The sequence below is a fragment of the Oleiphilus sp. HI0067 genome (assembly GCF_001635735.1).
This window is the reverse complement of sequence record NZ_LWFI01001622.1, coordinates 1-1,229: the sequence shown is the minus strand read 5'-3', so window position 1 is coordinate 1,229 and position 1,229 is coordinate 1. Positions and strand designations below refer to the sequence as shown.

Here is a 1,229-nt window from a genome sequence, read left to right as displayed (position 1 = left end):
ATGTTTTTGTCATCAAGAAGCATGCATTTAGATTGACCTGCATAACTTTTTGCCATACTTCAACTTCGTATTGCTCTATTGGTGTCATTGAACCAAGCTGGCTAGCGTTATGAACAAGCCCGTCTAGTCGCCCAAACTCTTGATCGATGACATCAGCAATTTTGTGATAGTCAACTTCAACAGCACCTTCAAGATTTACTGGGAGAATAGCTGGTTCAGGTAGCTGTTCGGATACGATCTGATCGTATACAGCTTCAAGCTTTGTGGTGGTTCGTCCTAATAAAAGAACTGTCGCGCCTGCTCGTGCATAGCTAAGTGCGATTGCCTTTCCTATGCCTTCGCCTGCACCTGTAACCAGGATAACTTTGTTAAGTAGTAGGTTTTCAGGTGCTTGATAATCGTGCATGGTTACGCCTATTCGCAGAAGAGTAAAGATCGCAATTTTATTGAGATTAATGCAACTTGTCATTGTGTTTTGTTTGAATAATCATAAGACACAACAATAAAGATAAACGTGAGGGTAATATGCCGCAGCAATCGATTAATATGTCATTCCAATTCAATAAACCTCTTGCAACTGTGTTCGCTGATTTAAGTAATCACGAATTATTTGGGAAAATTTGTGGCATTAAGATGACTACAATTCAACAAGGTGAAGATGGTGCGTGTGGGCTTGGTTCAGTCCGTAAAATAAATATTGGGCCGCTTCCGTCTTTTGAAGAAACGATTACTGAATTTAAAGAAGGCGAGTTTATTGAATATAAGATCACGCGAGGAAGCCCAATTAAGAACCATGTGGGAACTTTACGATTCAAAGAACAAGGCGACGGTTGTTCCCTTGATTATCAGATTAAGCTTGAATCAAAAATACCCTTTACAACAGGGCTGATCAAAAGCGTGCTAAAGCAAGGCATCTCGAAAGGCATTTCTTCGTACGCGGCGGCGTAAGATATTTATCGCATAAGTGTATGAATGGTAGATCCTAGCTCTTCAGGATCTACCGGTTTAGATAAAAAGCCATTCATTCCGGCTTCTAGACACATCAACTTAACCTCTTCGTCTGAATTGCCGGTTAATGCGACTATTGGCGTGATCTTATGATCTGCGTCAGCATACCTCGCCGTATAAGCTTGCTAGCTTTAAATCCATTCAATAACGGCATGTGACAATCCATTAGGATTAAACCGATATCATGCTGCTTGTCATTGATTAGTAGGTCAAATGCGAGA

Annotated in this window: 3 protein-coding genes; 1 reads left to right on the top strand and 2 read right to left on the bottom strand. The window is 40.8% G+C overall.

The window, feature by feature from the left end:
• Positions 1 to 406 (bottom strand): SDR family NAD(P)-dependent oxidoreductase (locus A3739_RS26255; RefSeq protein WP_156502865.1); only part of this gene is annotated, 406 nt, incomplete at its 3' end.
• 119 nt (positions 407 to 525) lie between these two features.
• Between A3739_RS26255 and A3739_RS26250 the strand changes: the two genes are divergently transcribed.
• A complete protein-coding gene (locus tag A3739_RS26250; RefSeq protein ID WP_068475807.1) occupies positions 526 to 948 on the top strand; it encodes an SRPBCC family protein in 423 nt (140 codons plus the stop codon).
• 5 nt (positions 949 to 953) lie between these two features.
• On the opposite strand, the gene A3739_RS31550 is transcribed toward A3739_RS26250, so the two are convergent.
• Entirely contained in the window at positions 954 to 1,043 is a 90-nt protein-coding gene (locus A3739_RS31550; protein ID WP_369821124.1) for a hypothetical protein, read from the bottom strand.
• Between the last annotated feature and the right edge of the window lie 186 nt (positions 1,044 to 1,229).